The sequence below is a fragment of the Streptacidiphilus cavernicola genome (assembly GCF_042510955.1).
GTDB classification, from domain to species: Bacteria; Actinomycetota; Actinomycetes; order Streptomycetales; family Streptomycetaceae; genus Streptacidiphilus; species Streptacidiphilus cavernicola.
On record NZ_JBHFAB010000007.1, the window covers coordinates 122,757 to 142,912 of the forward strand.

A 20,156-nucleotide genomic window follows, 5' to 3' on the forward strand; every position below is an offset into this window, starting at 1 on the left:
CCGACGCGCCGCGGCCTCAGCATCTCCGGCAGAACCATGCCGTACACGCTGATACTCCCCGCGGCCGTGGTGATGGTGGGGGTGCTCGGCTACCCCTTGGTGAAGCTGGTCCTGCTGGCGTTCCAGAACGTCAACGACTACCTCCACCTCTTCAACCCGGCCCTCGACCAGTACATCGGCTTCGACGGATTCACCAAGGTCTTCTCCTCCCAGGTGTTCTGGCAGGTGGTCGAGCGCAGCGTCTTCCTGACCGTCGAGGTCGTGGTGATCTCGATCGTGCTGGGCCTGGCCATGGCGGTGCTGCTGAACCGGGTCTCCGGCTGGGTCAAGGTCACCGTCATCACCGTGCTGATGTTCGTCTGGGCCATCCCCGCGATCGTCACCGGCACGGTCTTCCGCTGGCTGTTCGCCAACGTCGGCGGCGTGGTCGACTACATCTGCTACCGCCTCGGCGGCAAGGGGATGATCAACCACGACTGGTTCGAGAACCCCACCCAGGGCCTGTACGTGGTGGTCGCCGCCGCGATCGTCTGGGGCGCGATGCCGTTCCTGGTGATCGGCTTCAACGCGGCGATGACCCAGGTGCCCAAGGAGCTGGTCGAGGCCGCCACCCTGGACGGCGCCACCGCCTGGCAGAGCTTCCGGCACGTGGTGATCCCGGTGATCCGCCCGTTCCTGATCCTGGCCACCTCGCTCAGCTTCATCTGGGACTTCCAGGTCTTCGGTCAGATCTGGGCGCTGCGGCAGAACGCCCCCGAGCCCGGCTACCAGACCATCGGCGTCTACCTGTACGCCCAGGGCCTCGGCTCCTCGCACTACAGCAACAGCGCGGTGGTCTCCATCGCGATGATCCTGCTGATGCTTGCGGTGCTGGTCTTCTACATCCGCCAGGTCGTCAAGATCGGAGAGCAGGACTGATGGCCATCGACACCCCCAAGGCCCCGGCGGCGGCGCTGCCCAAGGTCAAGAAGTCCCGCGGGTCCGAGCGCGCCCCGCACCAGAAGCGCTGGGCCACCGGCGTCTGGAACACCATCGCGCTGGCCTTCGCCGTGGTGATGGGCTTCCCGATCTACTGGATGCTGCTGACCACGGTCAAGTCCGGCAAGGACCTGCTCACCCAGAACCCGACCTTCTGGCCCTCGCACTTCGACTTCTCCAGCTACAGCGTGGTCTTCCACGACCCCAACTTCATCCCCGACCTGGGGAACACCGCGATCATCACGCTGGGCGCGGTGGTCTGCGGCCTGATCGTCGGCTTCCTCGCGGCCATCGGCGTGGCCCGGTTCCGCTTCCGCGGCCGCAACTTCTTCATCGTCTCCATGCTGGTCGTGCAGATGGTGCCGCTGCTGGCGCTGGTCATCCCGATGTTCCTGGTGCTGAAGAACATCGGGCTCTACGACCAGCTGTTCGGCGTGATCATCGCCTACCTGGTGTTCACCATCCCCTACGTGGTGTGGACCCTGCGCTCCTTCATCGTCAACATCCCGATGGAGCTGGACGAGGCCGCCATGGTGGACGGCTGCACCCGCTGGGGCGCCTTCTTCCGGGTGGTGCTGCCGCTGACCGTGCCCGGCCTGATCACCACCGGCGTCTACTGCTGGATCCAGGCCTGGAACGAGTTCGTGATCGCCAACACCCTGCTGTCCAGCAACAACAAGCAGACCTCGATGGTGTGGCTGACCTCGTACTCGGCCTCGCCGACGCACGGCGCGGACTACGGCTCGCAGATGGCCGGCGCGCTGCTGGTCTCGCTGCCGGTGATCATCCTCTTCGTCATCTTCCAGAAGCGCGTGGCCTCCGGTCTGACCGCCGGTGCGGTCAAGGGCTGAACCGCCGTCAGTCCCACCCCTTGTACGCACCTGACACACGCTAGGAAGGAACCATGACGAATCCCGGCCAGGACACCGTCCAACTCCTCGCAGACGCCGGAGCGGTGCTCCAGCCGGGCTTCACCGGCCTGACCGCCCCGGAGTGGGTGCGGCGGAGACTGGAGTCGGGCGAACTCGGCGGCGTCGCCCTCTACGGGCGCAACATCGCCGGCCGCGACCAGGTCGCCGCGCTCACCTCGGAGATGTACGCGCTCAACCCGGACCTGCTGATCGCCACCGACGAGGAGGGCGGCGACGTCACCCGGCTGGAGGTGATGACCGGCTCGTCCTACCCCGGCAACCTCGCGCTGGGCGCGGTGGACGACACCGCGCTCACCGAGAGCGTCGCCCGCGCCATCGGCATCGACCTGGCCGCGGCCGGGATCAACCTGAACTACGCGCCGGACGCCGACGTCAACTCCAACCCGGACAACCCGGTCATCGGGGTCCGCTCGTTCGGCGGCGACGGCGAGCTGGCGGCCCGGCACACCGCGGCGTACGTCCGCGGGCTGCAGTCGGCCGGGGTCGCCGCCTGCGCCAAGCACTTCCCCGGGCACGGCGACACCGCCGCGGACACCCACCTCGGGCTGCCCAGGATCGACATGCCGCTGGACCTGTTCGGCGCGCACCTGGCCCCGTTCCGGGCCGCGGTCGCCGCGGGCGCCAAGTCGATCATGACGGCGCACATCCTGTTCCCCGCGTACGACACCGACCTGCCCGCCACCATGTCCCGGGCGATCCTGACCGACCTGCTCCGCAAGGACCTCGGCTACGACGGCCTGATCGTCACCGACGGCATCGAGATGGGCGCCATCTCCGGCACCCACGGCATCGCCGAGGGCACCGTCAAGGCCATCGCCGGCGGCGCCGACACCATCTGCGTCGGCGGCGGGCTGCAGGACGAAGCCACCTTCCTCTACCTGCGCGACGCCCTGCTCTGGGCGGTCCGCGAGGGCCGGATCGCCGAGGAGCGGCTGCACGAGGCCGCCGAGCGCAACCGCGCGGTGGCCCGCTGGTCGGCCGAGGTGCGCGCGCTGGCCGCGGCCACCGTGGAGCCCGGCATCGGCCTCACCGCCGCCCGCCGCGCGCTGCGGATCCACGGCGAGCTGCACCGGATGAAGGGCGTCCCGCACGTGGTCGAGTTCTCCCCGGCCGCCAACTTCGCGGTCGGCGACGACACCCCGTGGGGCCTGTCAGGACCGCTCGCCGAGCTGATCCCGGGCACCACGCTGACCCGGGTCGGCGCCCCGGCCACCACCCTGCAGAGCGCCGGGCTGCTCAGCACCGCGGTGGACGACGTGGACGGCTCGGTGGACACCGCCCCGCTGCTCGGCGCGGCGGTCGGCAGACCGCTGGTGATCGTGGTCCGCGACCTGCACCGCTACCCCTGGATGAAGCGCGCCGCGCTGGAGCTGGCCGCGGCCCGCCCGGACGCGGTGGTGGTGGAGATCGGCACCGACTACGGCCTGGAGGCCACCTTCGCCGGACTCGGCGTCACCGTGCTGTCCACCTACGGCGGAGCCAGGGTGTGCGCGGTCGCCGCGGCCGAGGTGCTGGCCGGGGCCACGTCGGACGCGGGTTCGGGTGCGGTCAGGGTGGCCTGACGGCGGGTCTGCGATCGTCCGGCGTGTCACCATGAGACCCGCCGGTCTAGAGTGCCGCAGGAGTGACGAGCGAGCGGCGGAAGCCGAGGAGCAGGGAGTGGGAACGGCGATGACGAGTGAAGGGGGTCCCGACGTGGAACCGGCCGGGGAGGGTACCGTCACCGCACGCGTCCCCAAGTACTACCGACTGAAGCGGCACCTGCTCCAGATCACGCAGACCCAGGCACCCGGGACCCCGGTCCCGCCGGAGCGCACCCTCGCGCTGGAGTTCGAGACCTCCCGGACCACGGTCCGTCAGGCCCTGCAGGAGCTGGTGGTCGAGGGCCGGCTCGAACGCATCCAGGGCAAGGGCACCTTCGTCGCCAAGCCCAAGGTGTCCCAGGCGCTGCAACTGACCTCCTACACCGAGGACATGAGGGCGCAGGGGCTGGAGCCCACCTCCCGGCTGCTGGAGGTCGGCTACATCACCGCCGACGACCGGCTCGCCGCGCTGCTGGACATCCGCCCCGGCGGCCGGGTGCTCCGGGTGGAGCGGCTGCGGCTGGCCAACGGCGACCCGATGGCCATCGAGGCGGCCCACCTCTCGGCCAAGCGCTTCCCGGCGCTGCGCCGCAACCTGGTGAAGTACAACTCGCTCTACTCCGCCCTGAGCGAGGTGTACGGGGTGCACGTGGCCGAGGCCGAGGAGACCATCGAGACCTCGCTGGCCACCCCGCTGGAGGCGGGCCAGCTGGGCACCGACGTCGGGCTGCCGATGCTGCTGCTCTCCCGGCACTCCTTCGACGCGGCCGGGGAGCCGGTCGAGTGGGTCCGCTCGGTCTACCGCGGCGACCGGTACAAGTTCACCGCGCGACTGCGCCGTCCGGACTGATCGTTCGTCATTTCGGGTGCCCCGGTCGCGCGTCGCGACCGGGGCACCTGCGTTTTCAGGACCCGCCGAAGTTCCGGACGATTCCTGTATCCAGGCGTGACGTGAGCCGGACAACGGCTTAGATTCCAGGGGTCCGCTGCCCGCCAGCCCCACGGAGCCGCTTCCATGGCCGAAACCGCACCGCCCTCCACGCCCGCACGCCCACCCCTGGTCACCCCCACCCGGATCGCCTGCGCGGTCCTGCTCGCGGCGCCGTTCGTCGCCCTGCTCTGGGTCGGCTCCTACTCCAGGCTCGACCCCGCCTTCATCGGCGTGCCCTTCTTCTACTGGTACCAGCTCGCCTGGGTGGTGCTCTCTGCCGTCTTCACCGGCGCCGCCTACCTGCTGTTCCGCCGCGAGGAGACGGCCCGTGCCGCCGTCCGCGCCGCCGCCGAGGGGGGTGGCCCGGAGTGAACGCCGTCAGCTTCACCGTCTTCCTGCTGTTCTTCGTCGCCGTCACCGGGGTCGGCTTCTTCGCCGCCCGCTGGCGCCGCGCCGAGAACGCCCTGCACCTGGACGAGTGGGGGCTCGGCGGACGCGGCTTCGGCACCGTGGTCAGCTGGTTCCTGCTCGGCGGCGACCTGTACACCGCGTACACCTTCATCGCCGTCCCGGCCCTGATCTACGGCGTCGGCGCGGCCGGCTTCTACGCCGTGCCCTACACCATCGTGGCCTGGCCGCTGGTGTTCCTGTTCCTGCCCCGGCTCTGGTCGGTGGCCCGCAGCAAGGGCTACGTCACCCTGGCCGACTTCGCCCGGGGCCGCTACGGCTCCCGCTACCTGGCCCTGGCCGTGGCGCTGACCGGCATCCTGGCCACCATGCCCTACATCGCGCTGCAACTGGTCGGCATCCAGGCCGTCCTGGACACCATGGGGGTGGGCGGCTCCAGCGGCTGGGCCAAGGACCTGCCGCTGCTGATCGCCTTCGCGGTGCTGGCCGCGTACACCTACTCGTCCGGGCTGCGCGCGCCCGCGCTGATCGCCTTCGTCAAGGACACCCTGGTCTACATCGTGGTGATCGTGGCGGTGATCTACATCCCGATCCGGCTCGGCGGCTACAGCCACATCTTCCACGACGCCGCCGCCTCGCTGGCGCAGACCAGCCCGGCCACCGGGAAGCCGCGCGGCTCGCTGCTGGTCGGCCCCAAGGCGCAGTGGTCGTACGCGACGCTGGCGCTGGGCTCGGCGATGGCGCTGTTCATGTACCCGCACTCGGCCACCGGCGTGCTCGCGGCCAAGGACCGCAACACGGTCCGGCGGAACCTGGCGATCATGCCGGCCTACTCGCTGATGCTCGGGCTGCTGTCGCTGCTGGGCTTCATGGCGCTGTCGGCGGGCGTCGGCAAGGGCGTCAAGGGCTACAATGCCCAACTGGCGGTCCCCCAGCTGTTCCAGCAGATGTTCCCGTCCTGGTTCGCCGGGGTGGCCTTCGCCGCGATCGGGATCGGCGCGCTGGTCCCGGCCGCGATCATGTCCATCGCCGCGGCGAACCTGTTCACCCGGAACATCTACCGGGAGTTCTTCAAGCCGTCGGCGACCCCGGCCCAGGAGACCAAGGTCGCCAAGATCGTGTCACTGGTGGTGAAGCTGGGCGCGCTCGGCTTCGTGCTGGGCATCGACAAGCAGTTCTCGATCAACCTGCAACTGCTGGGCGGCATCTGGATCCTGCAGACCTTCCCGGCCGTCGTCGGCGGGCTGTTCACCCGCTGGCTGCACCGCTGGGCGCTGCTGGCCGGCTGGGCCGCGGGGATGGCCTACGGCACCTACGAGGCGTACGGCATCGCCGCCCCCGGCAAGCCGGGCTCGCACTTCGGCGGCAGCGCGGCGGCCATCCCCGGGATCGGCCAGATCGGCTACATCGGGGTCACCGCCTTCGTACTCAACCTCGCGGTCGCCGTGGTGCTCACGCTGGTCCTCCGGGCCGTCAAGAGCCCGGACGCACCGGACGAGACCGCCCCGGCGGACTACCTCACCGACGCAGCACCCCAGCCTGCGCTCACTCCGTCCGGCGCACCCCTCGCTCCCTGACGCACCCCCTTTGCGCCCCCCTGCCGGGCCGCCGCTCCCGCACACTGGGACGCGGCGGCCCGGTCTGCGACCCGCGCCGGGCCGGACGACCCGCAGGGGGTACCCGTGGAGCTCACCGACCATCACCGCCGCAGCCAGTCCGCGCCCGCTCCGTCCGCACCGCCCGTGCCACCGCGCCCGCTCTCGCTGACCGTCACCCGGCACGGCCAGAGCACCGCCAACGCGGCCTTCGCCGCCGCCGAGGCGGCCGGCGCGCTGACCACCGGCATCACCTGCCGGGACGCCGACCTGACGCTGACCGCGCTGGGCCGGGCCCAGGCCGCCGCGCTGGGCCGCCGGCTCGCCGCCCGCACCGAGGGGCCGCTGCCGCAGAGCCTGTGGGTGTCCCCGTACCTGCGCGCCCAGGAGACCGCCGAGCTGGTGGTCGCCGAGATCGACCGGGCCGGGCTGCCGCTGCCCGAGGTCCGCACCGACGAGCGGCTGCGGGACCGCGAGCTGGGCGTCCTGGAGATGGTCACCAAGGCCGCGATCGAGCTGCACCACCCGGCCGAGGCGGCCCGCCGCCGACTGCTCGGCGAACTGCGCTGGCGGCCCCCCGGCGGCGAGTCGCTCGCGGACGTGGCGCTGCGGCTGCGCAGCCTGCTCCGGGACCTCTACGAGACCGAGGCGTCGCGCCGGGTGCTGCTGGTCGCCCACGACGCCGTGGTGCTGATGCTCCGCCACATCCTGGACGACCTGGACGAGGCGGCGATCCTGGCGGTGGACCGGGCGGGCACGGTCGGCAACGCCTCGATCACCCGCTGGTCCCGGACCCCGTCCGGACGGCTGGCGCTGGACTGCTACAACGCCCCGGTCCCGCTGGACCAGTAGCCGGGGCAGCGGCCCGACCGGCGGTCGGATCAGCGGCGAGTCGGGGCGGATCAGCGGCGCGCGGACCGGCGGCGGGTCAGCCGGGCCAGCAGCAGCAGGCCCGCTCCGCCGCCGAGCAGCGCCGCGGACCCGGCCGCGGCCGCCGCGGTGGCGGGCGAGCCGCCGGTCCGCGCCAACTGCGCGTCCGCGGACGGCCTCGGCACCACCCGGAACAGGTGCGGGTCCGACACGCCCACCGGCAGCGGGACGGTCTGCCCGTCCAGCGCCACCGGCTCGTAGCCGATCGCCATGGTCACCCACTGGCCGGTGGGCGCGCCGCCCGCGAAGCGCATCCGCATCGGGAGCAGCCGGGTGCTCCCGGACGGCAGGGTCAGCCCCCGGGCCGGGCCGACCAGTCCCACCAGCAGGCCGTCCTCGGCGACCAGCGCGGTGCGCTGCCAGGCGCCGCCGCCGTCCCGCCACTGCACCTGGAGGTCGCCGGTGCGCAGCGCGGTGCCCTGCGCGCCGAACACCACCACCGGGAGCACCCCGGGGCAGGCGGCCGGGGTGGCGTTCCCAGCCCGCAGCGTGAAGCCGGACCAGTCACCGCCCAGGTCGTACGACGCCCGCAGCCCGGAGAACCCCAACCCCAACGGCGGCCGCCCGATCCCCGCCACATCCCGCCCGCACACCACAGCGCTCGGGGCCGGAGCCGGGCCCGCGAGAGCCGCCACCGGGGCCGCCGTCACCGGGGCCGCAGTCGCCAGGGCCGCAGTCGCCGGAGCTGCCGCGGTCAGGGCCGCGATCGCCGGGGCCTCAGTCACCGGGGCCGCCGTTGTCGGGGCCGCAGGCACCGGGGCCGCGATCGACCCCGGGTCCGGGGCCCGCGGCGCAGCCGCCTGTGCTGGGGCGGCGAGCAGGGCTGCCGGGGTGAGGGCCAGTCCCGCCAGGCCGAGTCCGATTCCCCGTCGCATCCCCGTCGCCCGACGCATCCGGTGCCGCCCTCGCTCCCGCTCACGCGCGGAGAGCCGGATCCCACCGCGGACACACCTCCAAATCTGACATACCGCCAGAAACCTCGCCTTCCGGAGCCGCTGCCGGAGTGACCCGGGCGGTCCGGCAGACTCTCCCCATGGACATCCTCATCCGCCCCGCTCTCGACTCCGAGCTCGACGCCGCAGGCCACCTCACCGCCGAGTCCTTCATCGCCGACGGCCACACCTCCCGCGGAGGCAGCTACGAACCGCGGCTGCGCGACGCCCGCGACCGCGCCGACCGGGCCGAGCTGCTGGTGGCCGTGGACCCCGCCGACGGCGCCCTGCTCGGCTCGGTGACCTTCGCCCCGCCCGGCTCGCCGTACGCGGACCTGGCCCGGGGCGACGAGGGCGAGTTCCGGATGCTCGCGGTGTCGCCCGCGGCCCGCGGCCGGGGCGTCGGCGAGGCGCTGGTGCGGGCCTGCCTGGACCGGGCCGGGGAGCTGGGGCTGCGCCGGGTGGTGATGTCCACTCAGCCGTCCATGGTGTACGCCTACCGCATCTACGAGCGGCTCGGCTTCGTCCGGACCCCGGAGCGGGACTGGTCGCCGATGCCGGACATCCCGCTGCTCACCTACGCGGTCGAGCTCACGCCCCGCCCCGCCGAACAAGCGGAGTGACGCGACACTACATGTAGGGGTGCTTTCTGGAAGCACCCCTACATGTATGCTCATACTCGCTGTCCCGCAGGGGAACCCGGTGCGATTCCGGGACTGCCCCGCAGCGGTGAGCGGCTGTGCCCTGCGCCCTCGCGCCCTGGCCTGCCGCGAGTCCGAGTACCTGCCGACAGCTCGTCCCGGCACCCCCCGGGGCGACGCACGTCCGGGCCTCGCGGGTGGGCCGGGGACGCGTTCCTGGCTGCCTCCGCGCGCCCGGTGACGCTCCCTCACGCCTCCCGCCGACGGTCCGCCGCCGACCGGCCGCCAACGAGGAGCGCAAGTGACGATCACCGAGACCGCAGCAGCGACGACAGTCCCGCACCAGGGCGACGGCCCCGGCCCGGACGTCCAGGACGCCCCCGGCACCGCCCTGCTGCGCACCCTCACCGAGCGCTCCGCCGACCTGGTGCACATCGACGCGGGCCGGGTCGCCGCCGCCGCCCTGCGCGGGCGCAGCGCGGTCGCCGACTACAGCGAGCTGCGCGGCCTGGCGATCGAGGCCTCCGCCGCGCTGATCGCCGAGGACCCGCAGTACTCGCGGCTCGCCGCCCGGCTGCTGGCCGAGGAGATCCGCGAGGAGGCCTCCGGCCAGGGCGCCACCTGCTTCGCCGCCTCGATCGCGGTCGGCCACCGGGAGGGCCTGATCGGCGACGACACCGCCGCCTTCGTCGCCGCCCACGCCGAGGCCCTGGACGCGGTGGTCGACCCGGCCGGCGACGACCGGTTCGAGTACTTCGGCCTGCGCACGGTCTACTCCCGCTACCTGCTGCGGCACCCGATCACCCGTCAGGTGCTGGAGACCCCGCAGCACTTCCTGCTCCGGGTGGCCTGCGGCCTCCAGGTCGGAGGCGTGGAGCGCAGCGACTCGGACAAGGGTGGCGGCGGGCGACGGGCGGGAGGCGTGGAGCGCAGCGACTCGGACAAGGGTGGCGGCGGGCGACGGGCGGGCGGCAAGGAGTCCGTGGCCGAGGTGGCCGAGCTGTACCGGCTGATGAGCCGGCTCGAATACCTGCCGTCCTCCCCCACCCTGTTCAACTCCGGCACCCGGCACCCGCAGATGTCCTCCTGCTACCTGCTGGACTCCCCGCTGGACGAGCTGGACTCGATCTACTCCCGCTACGCCCAGATCGCCCGGCTGAGCAAGCACGCGGGCGGGATCGGCCTCTCCTACAGCCGGATCCGCTCCCGCGGCAGCCTGATCCGCGGCACCAACGGCCAGTCCAACGGCATCGTGCCGTTCCTGCGCACCCTGGACGCCTCGGTCGCCGCGGTGAACCAGGGCGGCCGGCGCAAGGGCGCGGCCTGCGTCTACCTGGAGACCTGGCACGCCGATGTCGAGGAGTTCCTTGAGCTGCGGGACAGCACGGGCGAGGAGGCCCGGCGCACCCACAACCTCAACCTGGCGCACTGGGTCCCGGACGAGTTCATGCGCCGGGTGGACGCCGACACCGAGTGGTCGCTGTTCTCCCCCGGCGACGTGCCCGAGCTGGTCGACCTGTGGGGCGCCGAGTTCGACGCCGCGTACGCCAGGGCCGAGGCGGCAGGACTCGCCGTCCGCACCCTCCCGGCGCGGACCCTCTACGCCCGGATGATGCGCACCCTGGCGCAGACCGGCAACGGCTGGATGACCTTCAAGGACGCCTCCAACCGCGCCGCCAACCAGACCGCGCTGCCCGGCCGCACGGTCCACTCCTCCAATCTCTGCACCGAGATCCTCGAAGTCACCGACGACGGCGAGACCGCGGTCTGCAACCTCGGCTCGGTCAACCTGGGCGCGCACCTCGGCGCCGACGGCGAGATGGACTGGGAGCGCCTGGACGCCACCGTCCGCACCGCGGTCACCTTCCTGGACCGGGTGGTCGACATCAACTTCTACCCGACCCCCGAGGCCGGTGCGTCCAACGCCCGCTGGCGGCCGGTCGGCCTGGGGGTGATGGGCCTTCAGGACGTCTTCTTCAAGCTGCGCCTGGACTTCGACTCGGCCGAGGCCCGCGCGCTGTCCACCAGGATCGCCGAGCGGATCATGCTGGCCGCCTACGAGACCAGCGCCGACCTGGCCGAGCGGCTGGGCCGGCACCACGCCTACGACGAGACCCGCGCCGCCCGCGGCCAACTGCACCCGGACCACTTTCCCCTCCCGTCGCCCGCCACCGCCCTTGACCGCGGTGCTTCGCACCACACCTTCCTTCCCCCGGCCTGGCCCGACCGCTGGGACGCGCTGCGCGCCCGGATCGCGAGCACCGGCCTGCGCAACTCGCTGCTGCTGGCCATCGCGCCGACCGCGACCATCGCCTCCATCGCCGGCGTCTACGAGTGCATCGAGCCGCAGGTCTCCAACCTCTTCAAGCGGGAGACCCTGAGCGGGGAGTTCCTCCAGGTCAACCCGTACCTGGTGGCCGACCTCAAGGCGCGCGGGCTGTGGAACGCGGCGACCCGCGAGTCGCTGCGCGCCTCCAACGGCTCCGCGCTGGACATCCCCGGCCTGCCGGCCGACCTGGCCTCGCTCTACCGCACCGCCTGGGAGCTGCCGCAGCGCGCGCTGATCGACCTGGCCGCGGCCCGGATGCCGTACCTGGACCAGAGCCAGTCGCTGAACCTGTTCCTGGCCTCGCCCACCATCGGCAAGCTCAGCTCGATGTACGCGTACGCCTGGAAGGTCGGCCTGAAGACCACCTACTACCTGCGCTCCCGCCCGGCCACCCGGATCGCCCGAGCCGCCGCGGCAGCGCCTGCCGTCCCCGTCGCCGTCATCGAGGACGAAGCAGTGATCGCCTGCTCCCTCGAGAACCCCGAGTCCTGCGAGGCCTGCCAGTAATGACCACCGCCACCGAGAAGAACCTGCTCGACCCGGGCTTCGAACTGACGCTCCGTCCGATGCGCTACCCGGACTTCTACGAGCACTACCGCAACGCCATCAAGAACACCTGGACCGTGGAGGAGGTCGACCTCGCCTCCGACGTCGCCGACCTGTCCAAGCTCAGCGCCGACGAGAAGCACCTGCTGGGCCGCCTGGTCGCGTTCTTCGCGACCGGCGACTCGATCGTCTCCAACAACCTGGTGCTGACCCTCTACAAGCACATCAACTCGCCGGAGGCCCGGCTCTACCTCTCCCGCCAGCTGTTCGAGGAGGCCGTGCACGTCCAGTTCTACCTGACCCTGCTGGACACCTACCTCCCGGACCCGGAGGACCGCAACGCGGCCTTCGCCGCGGTGGAGAACATCCCCTCGATCCGCGAGAAGGCGCAGTTCTGCTTCCGCTGGATGGACCAGGTGGAGAAGCTGGACAGCCTGCAGACCAAGGCCGACCGGCGCCGCTTCCTGCTCAACCTGATCTGCTTCGCGGCCTGCATCGAGGGGCTGTTCTTCTACGGCGCCTTCGCCTACGTCTACTGGTTCCGCTCCCGCGGCCTGCTGCACGGCCTGGCCACCGGCACCAACTGGGTGTTCCGGGACGAGTCCATGCACATGGACTTCGCCTTCCAGGTGGTGGACACGGTCCGCGCCGAGGAGCCCGACCTCTGGGACGACGAGCTGGGCGCGCAGGTCACCGCGATGCTGGAGCAGGCCGTCGAGGCCGAGCTGCAGTTCGCCCGCGACCTCTGCGGCGAGGGGCTGCCGGGGATGAACACCGACTCCATGCGCGAGTACCTGCAGTGCGTCGCCGACCAGCGGCTGGCCAGGCTCGGCCTGCCGGTCCGCTACGGCTCGGAGAACCCCTTCGGCTTCATGGAGCTGCAGGGCGTCCAGGAGCTCACCAACTTCTTCGAGCGCCGGGTCTCCGCCTACCAGATCGCGGTCGAGGGCTCGGTCTCCTTCGACGACGACTTCTAGCCGACGGCCAGAGCTGCAGGGCGGGACGGCCTCCGGGCCGTCCCGCCTGCGCTCGGGGGGACGGCCCGCGGGCTCAGTCGTTGGGGACGGTCTCGTACCGCGGGGTCAGCTCGGCCATCTGCCGCAGCGCGTCCTTGCGGTCCCGCTTGGAGAGCCGGTCGATGTAGAGGGAGCCGTTGAGGTGGTCGGTCTCGTGCTGGAGGCAGCGGGCGAAGAAGCCGGTGCCCTCGACCACGACTTCCGCGCCGTGCTGGTCCTGGCCGCGGACCACGGCGAAGTCGGGCCGGGCCAGGTCCGCGTACGCGCCGGGGACGGAGAGGCAGCCCTCGGACGACTCGTCCAGCACCCGCTGGGCCGGGTCGAGCTCGTCCAGCACCGGGTTCACCACCACGCCGACGTGCCGGACGCCGTCGTCGTCCGGGCAGTCGTAGACGAAGACCCGGCGGTCGACGCCGACCTGGTTGGCGGCCAGGCCCACCCCGTCCGCCGCGTACATGGTCACGAACATGTCGGCGACCAGGGCCGACAGCTCCTCGTCGAACGCGGTGACCGTCGCGCACGCGTGGTGCAGCACAGGGTTGCCGACGACGGTGATCGGACGGAAGGCGCCCTTGGAGGTGTCCGGCGCCTCGCCGACCACGCGCCCGGGGGCCGCCTCTTCTTCCGCCTCTTCCGGTGCTGCCGTCTCGACCTGCTGTTCCGACATGCCGCTGCCACTCGCCTTCAGTCCGTTCGGGGATGAGCCTCAAGACTACGGGGCGGGCAGGGCCTCAGCAGACCTCCTCAAGATCCCGGTAGGCCCGTCCGGCCCGGTTCCCGGCGACCCAGCGGTCCAGCAGCAGGCCCACCAGGTCGGCCGGGGCGGCCAGACCGCACTCGCGCTCGGGCAGCCACAGCGCGCCCGCGCTGCGGTGGCTGAGATGGCCCAGCTGCCCGTCGTCGTGCGGGTCGTGGTGCTCGCTGTGGCCGTCGTCGGCCTGCATCCGGCTCTCCGAGCAGTCCCGGCAGAGCAGCCGGACCGACGAGGTCCAGTCCTCGGCCGCGTAGCCGGCCTCGGAGACCAGCTGCTCCAGGGCGTCCCGGTCGGCCTCGGTCGCGGCCTGCAGCAGCACCACGAAGGTCGGCACCGGCGACGGCGCCCACAGCTCGATCTCGTCGAACACCGGGTACGGCACCCCGTCCGCGACCCGCTCGCCGTGCGGGGAGCCGTCGTGCAGCACCACCTCGCCCCAGCGGCGGCCCGAGGAGGGCAGCGGGATGGACAGCACCTCGACCCGGGCCGGGTCCAGCCTGCGGCCCCAGACCACCTCCGACTCGCCCTCCGGCGACAGCCGGACCGGGGTGGTGCCGAAGTCCAGGCTGACCGGGCCCTCGCCGGGCGCCAGCCGCAGCCCGTACGCCTGCCAGCTGCGCCGGGCCAGCGCCCAGTCCTGCAGCGCGGTCGCCGCGATGCCCAGGTTCCACCAGTCGGGGGCGCCGACGCCGCGGTCCAGCAGCGCGACCGCGCGCAGCCCGGCGGCGCGGGCCTGCTCCCAGTCCCGGCGGAACTTGTGCAGCAGGGCCAGGTTGAACCAGGAGTCGGACAGCCAGGGCTCCAGGTCGGCGGCACGTACGAGCAGGGCGCCGGCGTCCTCGAAACGCCCGTTCCCGATGAGCGTGAAGGCCCGGTCGGTCGTCTGCCGCCAGCTGGCGGACGGCCGCTGCCGTGCCCGATTGAAGATCTTCACCTCGGCCTGCCACTCGTCCGATTCCACCCGGCGGTCCCGGCTGGCTTCCTTCGGTGCTCTGTCTTCGGTGCTGTGTCTCCGGAGGGCGCGTCGTACTGCCGCCCCCGGATGCACGCTACGTCGCCCTCTGCCCCCGCGCCATGCGCAGCCGTGCCCCTGCCCCGTTCCATGCCCGCTGGGCCACCCGCCACACTCCCGCGGGCCGCCCGTTCTCCTGCATCCAACCACGGACCGGCGGTCGTCCACGCCGTAGCTGCGAGATGGCCCGGGAAGCTGCTATGGAGCGGCCGAAAGGCACACCCGCGCCAACGCCTCCAGAGCCCGCGGCTCATAGCCGCGGCCGGTGTCCGCGCGGAGCCGCCGCACCACCTCCAGACGGCCCTCCGGGCCGCCGCCGTCGCCGTCGAGGTCGTCGAAGGCGTTGGCCACCCGGATGATCGCCGAGGGCGGCACCGGGCCGCCGGCCGGGGCGCCGTCAGGACCGGCCGCGCTGGGCTCGGCGATCGCCGCGACGATGTCCGCGACCTGCGCCGGGACGCCCGCCCGCCGGATCACCTCGCTGCCGAGCCGGCCGATCCGGCGCTGCTCCTCGACCGGGAGCAGGGCGGTTGCCCCGCCCGGCACCGGGTCCACCAGCGAGAGCTGGCCGATGTCGTGCATCAGCGCGGCGTACTCCAGCAGCCGCAGCTCGCGGCGGCGCAGGCCGAGGTCGCGGCCGAGCCGGTCGGCCAGGTCGGCGACGCGGCGGGCGTGGCCCGGCAGGGTGTAGCCGGCCAGCTCGGTGGTGCGGGCCAGCGAGGCGACGGTCTCCCGCCGGGTGGCCCGGATCGCCCGGTGCCGGCGGAACGACAGCTGCCCGAGCAGCAGCGGCGCCCCGAACAGCGGCAGCGCCCACCACCCGGCCTCGGTGACCGCCAGCGCCACGCACAGCGCCGCGGCGGCCCCGTGCAGCACCCGCACGGCGGGCAGGGCCCCGAGCGGGGCCGGCGCCCGGAGCGGGGCCGAGGGCCGCTGCCGCGGGGGGCGGCTCACCCGCGCCCCCGGTTCCGGCCCGCCGCACCGTCCCGGAGCGCCCGGGTCCGGTCGCGGGGTCCGGCCAGGGCGGGTAGGGGGTCGCGGACGCCGAGCGGGATGTCGGGGGCGTCGCCGTCCCGCTCGGCCGGGGCCGCGGGCTGCCAGCCGTGCCGGTCCAGGGCACGGGCCAGCGCCGCGACCATCACCGGGTCGAACTGGCTCCCGGCGCAGCGCTCCAGCTCGGCGACGGCCTCGTGCACCGGACGGCCGCGCCGGTAGGAGCGGGTGGAGGTCATCGAGTCGAAGGCGTCGGCGACCGCGATCACCCGGGCGAACTCCGGGATCTCCGCCCCGGCCAGGCCGTGCGGGTAGCCGCGGCCGTCCATCCGCTCGTGGTGGTGCAGGATCCCGGCCCGCGCCTCCCCCAGGAAGCCGATGCCGCGGACCAGCTCGTGGCCGTACTCGGGGTGCTGCACCACCTCGCGGTATTCCTCGTCGGTGAGCGGCCCGCTCTTCCGCAGCAGCCGGGTCGGCACGCCCAGCTTGCCGACGTCGTGCAGGGTCCCGGCGACCCGCAGCGAGGCGATCCGCCGTTCGGCCATCCGGAGTTCGCGGGCCAGCAGCACCGCGGCCAGGCCGACCCGCTCGCTGTGGCCGCGGGTGTAGTCGTCCTTGATCTCCACCGCCTGCACCAGCGCCCGCACCGTGGCCCGGTGCGCGGCCTGCTCGCGGTGCGCCTGCGCCGCGGCCCAGCTGGACAGGCCCAGCGGCAGCAGCGCCGGAAGCGCCGCGTACGCCCCGTAGCGGCTCTCCCAGAGCACCGCGGTCATCAGCCCGATCAGCCCGTTGCCGAGGGCCGAGGCGGGGCAGGCCAGCAGGGTCGTGCGCCACAGCCGGGGGTGCCGGGCCGGTTCGGCGGCGGCCAGCACCCCGGCCATCAGCAGTCCGTTGGCCAGCCGGAACGCCAGCGCGGCGGCCAGCGCCGGGAGCAGCAGCGCGGGCAGCGGGTGGCCGCCGAGCAGCCGGTGCCCGCCCAGGGCCCGGAACACTTCGCCGCCGAGGAAACAGCACAGGCCCAGTTGGGCGGCGTTCCAGGCCCTGCGCACGGCCCGGGGCGGCGCGGCCGGGGCGGTCAGCGCGCCGGGCAGGGCCACCAGCGCGGCCAGCGCCGGGGGCAGCAGCATCACCCCGGCCAGCAGCACCGGGAAGTGCGCGGCCCCGGCCACCTGCTGCCGGGCGCCGTCCTCCCCGCCCGCCCCGCTCTCCCCGTCCGCTCCGCTCTCTGTGTCCTCCGTCGCGGCGCTCCGGCCTCGGCCGATCCGGTCGCAGCCGGCGAAGACCAGCGCCAGCAGCAGGGTCCTGGTCCACTGCCCGACCGAGCGGACGCCGGGCAGCAGCGGCAGGGCGCAGCCGATCGCGGCGACGAGGACCAGCCCGATGTACACCCGGGCGGCCGGGCGGAGGGCGTGCCGACGCGCCTCCGCTGCTGCTGTGGTGATCTCCGCCTCCGTCGTCCGGTACCCGTCACGGAGGATATGTCCCTGAACGCGGCGAATCCGCCCGGTGGCGGGATCGGCGCGTTCGACGGAAGCAGACTCACACGATCAGGTGACACATGCGTGTTTCGGGGCGTCAATACCCGTGGCCCCGGCGCTTGATGCACCGGGGCCACGACTTCCTTGATTCAATTGACGGGCTTCGGTCAACCCTGCTTCAGTTGACGGCTGCCTCGTCGCCGAGCAGCTCGCCCTGGACCGGGAGCCCGGCCCGGATCCGGTCGATCCGGGCCAGCACCTTGCCGCGCAGGTCCGACGGCGCGGTGTCGCAGCCGCAGGAGCGCTTCACCAGCTCCTTGATGGCCCGCTCCAGCCCGTACATCTCCAGGCAGGGGGAGCACTCGTCGAAATGCTCCTTCAGCTTGGCGCAGTCGCCCTCGCCCATCTCGTTGTCGAGGTACTCGTAGAGATGGTCCAGGACCTCGCTGCACGCGGTGTCGTGGTGGTTGCCGCAGCTCATGAGCCCGCGCCTTTCGCCAGATCCTGTGCAGCACCAGTCTGCGAGACACCGGTCCCGGCGCCGCTGCCGGCCGGGACCAGCCCACGGTCGCGGGCGTAGTCCTCCAGCAGGTCGCGCAGCTGGCGCCGACCGCGGTGGAGGCGGGACATCACCGTACCGATGGGTGTCCCCATGATGTCGGCAATCTCCTTGTAGGCGAAGCCCTCGACGTCCGCGAGATACACCGCGATCCGGAATTCCTCCGGGATCGACTGCAGGGCGTCCTTGACGTCGCTGTCCGGGAGGTGGTCCAGGGCCACCGTCTCGGCGGAGCGCAGCCCGGTCGACATGTGCGACTCGGCGCGCGCGAGCTGCCAGTCCTCGATCTCCTCGGCACCGGTGCGCTGGGGCTCGCGCTGCTTCTTCCGGTACGAGTTGATGAAGGTGTTGGTCAGGATCCGGTACAGCCACGCCTTGAGGTTGGTGCCCTCGCGGAACTGGTGGAAGGACGCGAACGCCTTGGCGAACGTCTCCTGCAGCAGGTCCTCGGCGTCGGCCGGGTTCCGGGTCATCCGCAGCGCGGCGGAGTACATCTGGTCCAGGTAGCCCAGGGCGTCCCGTTCGAAGCGCGCCGAACGGGCGGACTCGGTCTCCTCGGCGGCGGCACGGAAGGTGTCCTCGCCGAAGTCCTCGTCGCGCAGCGGTTCGCTCACGGCGCCCGTCTCGTCCTCGGTCCCGGCGACCGGACCCACCTCCTCAGCGAAGAACGGACGGTCCACGGCGGTGGACCGGCTCGCTGAGGAGACTATCGGGCCGGGGGCCGACTCGCCCGCGACGGGCCACGCGGGCCAGGACAGTACGGAGCTCGCGACGCCCTCGGGACGGGCCGGGCATGCGGCTGAAACCATGAGCACTGCCTTCCAATGACGCTGGAATACCGACACTGGTGTGAACCAGCGGGCGGCGGCGCCCATTCCCGGAGCGCCCGGCGGCCGGAAAACCGCGGGCCCGGTCGGCCGGGCTCCGGTCAGAAAAGCTGGAGCGGGGTCTCCGGTTCGGCCGGGTGCAGCAGTTCCGGGCCGTTGTTGCGGACGCTGCCGACCGCGGCCGAGACCGGGCGGGCCGCCAGCAGTCCCGGCGGCGGCGGGGCGAGCAGCAGCCGGGCCTGCTCCGGGTCGGCGAGGGCCGGGTCCAGCCAGGCGTCCCAGCGGTCCGGCGGCAGCACCAGCGGCATCCGGTCGTGGATCGCGGCCAGCGCGGGCTCGGCGGCGGTGGTGACCACGGTGCAGGTGCACCACCAGGCGGCCGGGTCCTCGGCCGGGACGGCGCGGTCGCGCCAGAACTCGTACAGCCCGGCCATCGCCAGCACCGAGCCGTCGGCCGGGGCGATGAGATAGGGCTGCTTCCGCGCCTTCGCCCTCGGGGCGCCGGGATCGGCGGCGGCCACCGCCCACTCGTAGTAGCCGTCGGCGGGCAGCAGGCAGCGGCGGGCGGCGAAGGCCTGCCGGTAGGCGGGCTTCTGGTGCACCGTCTCGGCCCTGGCGTTGATCATCTTCACCGCGCCCTCCGGCGACTTCGACCAGGACGGCACCAGGCCCCACCGCAGCGTCCGCAACTGCCGTACCGGCTGCGGGCCGCCGCCCGGGGACGGCCGTTCCAGCACCGCCGACACCGGCTTGGTCGGAGCGACGTTCCAGTCCGGGCCCGGGGCCTGCTCCGGATCCCAGTCCCGCACGCCGAACAGCCGGACCAGCTCCTCCGGCCCGCGGCCGGCCGCGTATCGACCACACATGCGGGACAGCCTCCCATCCGGGACGGACCGCCGGGGCCGAACCGGGAACTACCCCTGCCGCGTCCCCCCGTGCGAGGCTTCCCCGATCCGTACCCGAGGCAGCAGCCCCGAGCAGTGAGGCGACACACCCCCATGCACCCGCAGAGCATCGGCCAGGTCTGGGACCAGGTCACCGGCGTCCAGACCGCGCCGTCCACCGCGATCCTCTGGGGCACCGCCGCGATAGCCCTGCTGGCGGTGGCCCCCCGGTTCGCCTGGCACTACTCCCGCAACGTGGTCACCATCGCGCACGAGGGCGGGCACAGCCTGGTCGCGGTGCTGACCGGGCGGCGGCTGCAGGGCGTCCGGCTGCACTCGGACACCAGCGGCCTGACCGTCTCCTCCGGCAAGCCGCACGGCGTCGGCATGGTGCTGACCGCCGCGGCCGGCTACAGCGCCCCGCCGCTGATCGGGCTGGCCGGCGCCTGGCTGATCTCCGGCGGCCACGTCACCGCGCTGCTCTGGGGCGTGGTGCTGCTGCTGGCCGCGCTGCTGGTGATGATCCGCAACGCCTACGGGGCGCTGACCGTGGTGCTCACCGGCGGGCTCTGCTTCGCCGTGTCCTGGTTCGGCAGCGCGCAGGTGCAGGGTGCGTTCGCCTACCTCAGCGTCTGGTTCCTGCTGCTGGCCGGGGTCCGGCCGGTGGTCGAGCTGCAGCACAAGCGGCGGCACGGCGGCGCCCCGGACTCCGACGCGGACCAGCTCGGCCGGCTGACCAGGACCCCCGGGCTGCTCTGGGTGACCCTGTTCCTGGCCGTCGCGCTCGCCTGCCTCGCCGTCGGCGCGCGCTGGCTGCTCACCAGGTAA

Annotated in this window: 19 protein-coding genes and 1 riboswitch; of the genes, 11 read left to right on the forward strand and 8 right to left on the reverse strand. The window is 72.9% G+C overall.

Annotated elements, in window-relative coordinates:
* The first annotated feature begins 36 nt into the window (after positions 1–36).
* The 7 genes from ACEZDE_RS11830 to ACEZDE_RS11860 all read left to right on the forward strand — a co-directional run bounded on the left by ACEZDE_RS11830 (position 37) and on the right by ACEZDE_RS11860 (position 7,279).
* Positions 37–918: a carbohydrate ABC transporter permease gene (locus tag ACEZDE_RS11830; RefSeq protein ID WP_380535359.1), complete on the forward strand. Its 882-nt coding sequence runs from the start codon at positions 37–39 to the stop codon at positions 916–918.
* Positions 918–1,829: a carbohydrate ABC transporter permease gene (locus ACEZDE_RS11835; RefSeq protein WP_380535361.1), complete on the forward strand. Its 912-nt coding sequence runs from the start codon at positions 918–920 to the stop codon at positions 1,827–1,829. The genes ACEZDE_RS11830 and ACEZDE_RS11835 overlap by 1 nt, the downstream gene beginning before the upstream one ends.
* Before the next feature lie 53 nt (positions 1,830–1,882).
* Complete coding sequence (locus ACEZDE_RS11840; protein WP_380535363.1) at positions 1,883–3,472, forward strand: glycoside hydrolase family 3 protein; 1,590 nt, start codon at positions 1,883–1,885, stop codon at positions 3,470–3,472.
* Positions 3,473–3,581: 109 nt separating this feature from the next.
* Positions 3,582–4,343, forward strand: coding sequence for a GntR family transcriptional regulator (locus ACEZDE_RS11845; RefSeq protein WP_380535365.1), 762 nt, complete (start codon positions 3,582–3,584; stop codon positions 4,341–4,343).
* A 165-nt stretch (positions 4,344–4,508) separates the two neighbouring features.
* Complete coding sequence (locus tag ACEZDE_RS11850; protein ID WP_380535367.1) at positions 4,509–4,796, forward strand: DUF3311 domain-containing protein; 288 nt, start codon at positions 4,509–4,511, stop codon at positions 4,794–4,796.
* Entirely contained in the window at positions 4,793–6,409 is a 1,617-nt protein-coding gene (gene mctP, locus ACEZDE_RS11855) for a monocarboxylate uptake permease MctP (protein WP_380535369.1), read from the forward strand. The genes ACEZDE_RS11850 and mctP overlap by 4 nt, the downstream gene beginning before the upstream one ends.
* Before the next feature lie 105 nt (positions 6,410–6,514).
* Positions 6,515–7,279: a histidine phosphatase family protein gene (locus ACEZDE_RS11860; protein WP_380535371.1), complete on the forward strand. Its 765-nt coding sequence runs from the start codon at positions 6,515–6,517 to the stop codon at positions 7,277–7,279.
* Between the two features lie 50 nt (positions 7,280–7,329).
* On the opposite strand, the gene ACEZDE_RS11865 is transcribed toward ACEZDE_RS11860, so the two are convergent.
* Positions 7,330–8,232, reverse strand: coding sequence for a hypothetical protein (locus ACEZDE_RS11865; protein ID WP_380535373.1), 903 nt, complete (start codon positions 8,230–8,232; stop codon positions 7,330–7,332).
* 158 nt (positions 8,233–8,390) lie between these two features.
* Between ACEZDE_RS11865 and ACEZDE_RS11870 the strand changes: the two genes are divergently transcribed.
* The 3 genes from ACEZDE_RS11870 to ACEZDE_RS11880 all read left to right on the forward strand — a co-directional run bounded on the left by ACEZDE_RS11870 (position 8,391) and on the right by ACEZDE_RS11880 (position 12,782).
* On the forward strand, positions 8,391–8,912 hold the full coding sequence (locus tag ACEZDE_RS11870; protein ID WP_380535375.1) for a GNAT family N-acetyltransferase: 522 nt from the start codon (positions 8,391–8,393) through the stop codon (positions 8,910–8,912).
* A gap of 18 nt (positions 8,913–8,930) precedes the next feature.
* A riboswitch (cobalamin riboswitch) is annotated at positions 8,931–9,077 on the forward strand.
* A 154-nt stretch (positions 9,078–9,231) separates the two neighbouring features.
* Entirely contained in the window at positions 9,232–11,766 is a 2,535-nt protein-coding gene (locus tag ACEZDE_RS11875) for a ribonucleoside-diphosphate reductase subunit alpha (RefSeq protein ID WP_380535377.1), read from the forward strand.
* On the forward strand, positions 11,766–12,782 hold the full coding sequence (locus ACEZDE_RS11880; RefSeq protein WP_380535379.1) for a ribonucleotide-diphosphate reductase subunit beta: 1,017 nt from the start codon (positions 11,766–11,768) through the stop codon (positions 12,780–12,782). The genes ACEZDE_RS11875 and ACEZDE_RS11880 overlap by 1 nt, the downstream gene beginning before the upstream one ends.
* Positions 12,783–12,855: 73 nt before the next feature.
* Here ACEZDE_RS11880 and def read toward each other — a convergent pair whose 3' ends face one another.
* From def to ACEZDE_RS11915, 7 genes are all read right to left on the reverse strand, one after another.
* Entirely contained in the window at positions 12,856–13,488 is a 633-nt protein-coding gene (gene def, locus ACEZDE_RS11885) for a peptide deformylase (protein ID WP_380535381.1), read from the reverse strand.
* Positions 13,489–13,552: 64 nt separating this feature from the next.
* Positions 13,553–14,509 carry a tetratricopeptide repeat protein gene (locus tag ACEZDE_RS11890; RefSeq protein WP_380535695.1) on the reverse strand — a complete coding sequence of 319 codons (957 nt, stop codon included), beginning with the start codon at positions 14,507–14,509 and terminating at the stop codon, positions 13,553–13,555.
* A 276-nt stretch (positions 14,510–14,785) separates the two neighbouring features.
* Positions 14,786–15,541, reverse strand: coding sequence for an HD domain-containing protein (locus ACEZDE_RS11895; protein ID WP_380535382.1), 756 nt, complete (start codon positions 15,539–15,541; stop codon positions 14,786–14,788).
* On the reverse strand, positions 15,538–16,968 hold the full coding sequence (locus ACEZDE_RS11900; protein ID WP_380535384.1) for an HD-GYP domain-containing protein: 1,431 nt from the start codon (positions 16,966–16,968) through the stop codon (positions 15,538–15,540). The genes ACEZDE_RS11895 and ACEZDE_RS11900 overlap by 4 nt, the downstream gene beginning before the upstream one ends.
* Positions 16,969–17,236: 268 nt before the next feature.
* Positions 17,237–17,539 carry a mycothiol system anti-sigma-R factor gene (gene rsrA, locus ACEZDE_RS11905; RefSeq protein ID WP_380535386.1) on the reverse strand — a complete coding sequence of 101 codons (303 nt, stop codon included), beginning with the start codon at positions 17,537–17,539 and terminating at the stop codon, positions 17,237–17,239.
* The gene (locus tag ACEZDE_RS11910; protein ID WP_380535387.1) at positions 17,536–18,426 is read right to left on the reverse strand and encodes a sigma-70 family RNA polymerase sigma factor; all 891 of its coding nucleotides are present in this window, start codon (positions 18,424–18,426) and stop codon (positions 17,536–17,538) included. The genes rsrA and ACEZDE_RS11910 overlap by 4 nt, the downstream gene beginning before the upstream one ends.
* A gap of 119 nt (positions 18,427–18,545) precedes the next feature.
* Positions 18,546–19,310 (reverse strand): SOS response-associated peptidase, encoded by a 765-nt coding sequence (locus ACEZDE_RS11915; RefSeq protein WP_380535389.1) that lies wholly within the window; start codon positions 19,308–19,310, stop codon positions 18,546–18,548.
* 132 nt (positions 19,311–19,442) lie between these two features.
* On the opposite strand from ACEZDE_RS11915, the gene ACEZDE_RS11920 reads away from it, so the two are divergent.
* Positions 19,443–20,156, forward strand: a complete 714-nt coding sequence (locus tag ACEZDE_RS11920) for a M50 family metallopeptidase (RefSeq protein ID WP_380535391.1) — start codon at positions 19,443–19,445, stop codon at positions 20,154–20,156.